The 3230-nt window shown below is 72.1% G+C and carries 3 protein-coding genes; 1 reads left to right on the top strand and 2 read right to left on the bottom strand.

The genetic code is table 11. From position 1 onward, the window contains the following. Positions 1 to 29: 29 nt before the first annotated feature. Together AX737_RS03245 and argS are read right to left on the bottom strand one after the other, a co-directional pair. Positions 30 to 755, bottom strand: coding sequence for a hypothetical protein (locus tag AX737_RS03245; RefSeq protein WP_066918954.1), 726 nt, complete (start codon positions 753 to 755; stop codon positions 30 to 32). 33 nt (positions 756 to 788) lie between these two features. Further along, positions 789 to 2543: an arginine--tRNA ligase gene (gene argS, locus AX737_RS03240; protein ID WP_066918952.1), complete on the bottom strand. Its 1755-nt coding sequence runs from the start codon at positions 2541 to 2543 to the stop codon at positions 789 to 791. Positions 2544 to 2871: 328 nt separating this feature from the next. Here argS and AX737_RS32890 point away from each other — a divergent pair. Then, positions 2872 to 3230: hypothetical protein (locus AX737_RS32890; protein WP_197430436.1), on the top strand; the 359-nt coding region annotated here is incomplete at its 3' end.

Here is a 3230-nt window from a genome sequence, read left to right as displayed (position 1 = left end):
GTCGAGATCCCGGACCAGAACCGGCAGATCTACGAGCCGAAGGCGTCGAGCGGGGCGCTGCCCGGGGTCACGGTGCCGGTCTGGGCCGCGCGGGCGGCCTGGCCGATGTCGATCGGCTGCTCCTCGCGGTTGACGATGCGGATCTGGCTGTCCTTCGCCTTCGGCTCGTAGATCTGCCGGTTCTGGTCCGGGATCTCGACGCCGTCGGCGACCTTCGGGGCAACCTTGAGCGGCGCGGTGTCGGCCTGGATCACCGGCACGCCGCCGGAATGGCCGCCGCCGAGGCCCTTGTAGGCGAGCGCGCCGGTCACCGCGACGGCGACGACGGCCACGCCCGCGCCCAAGGAGGCGAGCCGGCGGCGGGGCCGCACGCGCTTCAGGCCGCGCTGGTCGGCGACCACGGGCTCCTCGCCGTAGCTCTCCGGCGGCGCCTGCTCGACGGAGGCGAGGTACTGGTCGAAGGCGTCGGCCGGGGTGGGGCGATGCGATTCGGGGGCGAAGCTCGGCTCGACGCGGCCCTGCCAGGACGGGTCCGTCGCGGTCGGCTGGGCGCCCTGCGCTGCGCGGTCCTGCACGTCGCGCCGCTCGTCGCGGGCGGCGAGCAGGGCGCGGAAGGGGTCGTCCTGCCCGACGATGCGGGCCAGCTCGGCGAGCGGATCCTTGCCCGCCGGGGCGCCCGGCTTGGCCATGGTCTGCTGCCGAAGCTCGCGCGCGAAGGCTTCGAGGTCGAGCTGGGCGCGCGCGGCATTCGTCATGGCAGCAATCTCCCTCTAACGCCGATCCGGGCGTCAGCGCATCTCGTCGGGTGCGGTGACGCCCAGCACTGCGAGACCGGAAGCGAGCGTGCTCCGCACGGCCTCGACGAGGGCCAGCCTCGCCTCGGTCGACTTTCGGTCCGTTGCATTAACAAACCGTAATTGCGGCAAGTCTTTGCCCTTGTTCCAGAAACTATGCAGCGAACTCGCGACTTCGTAGAGATGGAAGGCGATGCGGTGCGGCTCGTGCGCGACGGCGGCCGCCTCCAGCACCCGGGGGTACTGCGCGACGAGGCGCATCATCTCGATCTCCCCCGAATCGGCGAGCATGCCGAGATCGGCCCCCGCGAGCGCCGCGGCGTCCGAGAAATCCGTGTCGGGATAGGCCTCGCGGGCCTGCCGCTGCACCGAGCGGGCGCGGGCATGGGCGTACTGCACGTAGAAGACCGGGTTATCCTTCGACTGCTCGACCACCTTGGCGAGGTCGAAATCGAGGGTGGCGTCGTTCTTCCGGTAGAGCATCATGAAGCGGATCGCGTCGCGCCCGACCTCGTCGATGACCTCGCGCAAGGTCACGAACTCGCCCGCGCGCTTGCTCATCTTCACGGGCTCGCCCGCGCGCAGCAGCCGCACGAGCTGGCAGAGCTTCACGTCGAGGGTGGCCTCACCCTCCGAGACCGCCTTCACGGCCGCCTGCATGCGCTTGACGTAGCCGCCGTGGTCGGCGCCCAGCACGTCGATCATCTCGCGGGCACCGCGCAGGAACTTGTCGCGGTGGTAGGCGATGTCGGCCGCGAAGTAGGTGTAGGTGCCGTCCGACTTCAGCAGCGGTCGGTCGGTATCGTCGCCGAACTCGCGCGTGCGGAACAGCGTCTGCTCGCGGTCCTCCCAATCCTCGGGCAGCTGGCCCTTGGGCGGGGGCAGGCGCCCCTCGTAGACGAGGCCGCGCGCCCGCAGCGCGTCGAGCAATTCGCCCACCGCGCCGCTGTCCTGCAGCGCGCGCTCGGAGAAGAACACGTCGTGGCGGATGCCGATCGCCGCGAGGTCGTCGCGGATCATGTCCATCATGGCGGCGAGCGCTGCGTCGCGCACGGTCGGCAACCACTCGGATTCCGGCTTGTCGGCGAGGCTGTCGCCGTACTCCGCCGCGAGCCTCTGGCCCACCGGGATCAGGTAGTCGCCCGGATAGAGCCCCTCCCCCACCACGGCGTCGCTGCGGCCCAGCGCCTGGAGGTAGCGGATGTGGGCCGAGCGGGCCAGCACCACGACCTGGGCGCCCGCGTCGTTGATGTAGTACTCGCGCACGACCTCGCGGCCCGCCGCGACGAGGAGGTTCGCCAGCGCGTCGCCGAAGACCGCGCCGCGGCCGTGGCCGACATGCATCGGCCCCGTCGGGTTGGCCGAGACGTACTCGATGTTGACCGGCCCGCCCGCCATCGTCGCGCTGCCGAAGCCCGCCGGGTCGGCGAGCGCGGCGCGCACCACGTCGTGCAGGACGCCTGGCACCAGCCGCAGGTTGATGAAGCCCGGGCCCGCCACGGCGGCCTCGGTGACGCGCGGGTCGGCGCGCAGCTCCGCGGCCAGCGCCTCGCCGAGCGCCTTCGGGTTGGACCGCGCCTCCTTGGCCAGCACCAGGGCGGCGTTGGTGGCCAGATCCCCGTGGCTGGGGTCGCGCGGCGGCTCGACCACCACGCGGGAGAGGTCGAGCCCCTCGGGCAGGGTTCCGGAACGGGTCAGCGCTTCGAGGGCCTCGCGCACGCGCGCCTCGAACAGGGCGAAGATGTTCATGATCGTGTCGTCGGATCCGTCGCAGGGGCCGCCCGGAACGGACGGGGGCGGCGCGTGCCGTGATGCCCGCGCATAGCAAGGGGGACGGTCCAAGTCACGGTAGCAAGTCACGGCAGCAAGTCACGGCAGCAAGTCACGGCAGCACTGACGGCAGGGCGTCGGCGCGGGCGTCGGGGCCCGCGGCCGGGGGCGCGTCGCCCCGCCGGGCATGAGGACTGTGTTGTCCACCGGGATGGGAATATCTGCGTAGATATCCGGCTTGAACCGGCACGGCCAAGTTTGCGTTGACTTGCGTGTCGCGCCGCTTTCGCGCGCTGGAGAACACGAGATGAAGGCCCTTGTTCTGGCTGGCGCGGCGCTCGGCGCCGGCCTGGTGATGACGCCCGCGGGCGCTGAGGCCGGCCCCTACGGCTACGGCGGACATCGCGGCGGCTACGGCGGCGGTTACGGCGGGGGCTTCGCGGGTCACCGCGGCTTCTACGGCGGCCGGAGCTTCGGCTATCGCGGCTACGCCGGCCGCGGCTTCGGCTACGGTGGGGGTTATGGCGGGCGCGGCTTCGGCTACCGGGCGGCCGGCTACGGCTATCGCGGCGGATTCTACGGCGGCCGGGGCTATTACGGCGGGCGCGGCTACGGCCGGGGTCTCGGCCTCGGGCTCGCCGGCGCGGGGATCGGCCTCGCGGCGGG

Source organism: Methylobacterium sp. CCH5-D2 (assembly GCF_001556475.1).
Classification (GTDB): domain Bacteria; phylum Pseudomonadota; class Alphaproteobacteria; order Rhizobiales; family Beijerinckiaceae; genus Methylobacterium; species Methylobacterium hispanicum.
The sequence above is the reverse complement of the archived record's forward strand: the minus strand, read 5'-3'. Positions and strand labels throughout refer to the sequence as shown.

What these genes read in the sequence shown, in the direction of transcription:
- AX737_RS03245 (WP_066918954.1), bottom strand. Translation starts at nt 755, where the DNA reads ATGACGAATGCCGCGCGCGCCCAGCTCGACCTCGAAGCCTTCGCGCGC.
- argS (WP_066918952.1), bottom strand. Translation starts at nt 2,543, where the DNA reads ATGAACATCTTCGCCCTGTTCGAGGCGCGCGTGCGCGAGGCCCTCGAA.